Consider the following 497-nt stretch of genomic DNA (forward strand, 5'->3'; position numbering starts at 1 on the left):
TATCGACGAGAGAAGGAAGGGGATGAAGGGAAGGAAAGACGGCGCCGCGGCAATGGCGTAAGGCAGGAAGGAAAGGAATGGCAGGTCGCTTGCGGAGGCCGGAATGTGCGTGATGCCGGAACTGCTCAGAGCACGGCAATATGCGAGTGCCGCGTCATTGGTCTCTCGGTCTCCCACGATGGACCCGGATTGGAAGCCTTCGTCCATGAGCGCGTAGTAGCTCTCGGCAGAATCGAGAAAGGCGGCGTCGGTTTGAGCGGCAAGGGCGGCGTTCGCGTATCTTGCAAGCTCCGCGTCGACTTGCTGCTCTGGCGATAGGTCTGTGCCGCTGGCCTGGGGCGCGCGCGTATTGAATGCGTCGACAAAGCTCTACGGGCCCTGCTTCATAAAGAAGGGCCCGTAGATGGGTGAATTGAACGCAATGGGGACGGAAAAGGCTGCAGCGAGAACGAGCGTAGAGATCCATACGGCCCTGTCTCTTAGGATTAGTTTGAGAA

The 497-nt window shown here is 58.8% G+C and carries 1 protein-coding gene; it reads right to left on the reverse strand.

Annotated features, from left to right (window positions below):
* A partial coding sequence (locus DW024_RS10315) for a hypothetical protein (RefSeq protein WP_233541375.1) occupies positions 1-207 on the reverse strand: 207 nt, incomplete at its 3' end.
* Between the last annotated feature and the right edge of the window lie 290 nt (positions 208-497).

The organism is Collinsella sp. AF37-9 (assembly GCF_003475115.1).
Taxonomy (GTDB): domain Bacteria; phylum Actinomycetota; class Coriobacteriia; order Coriobacteriales; family Coriobacteriaceae; genus Collinsella.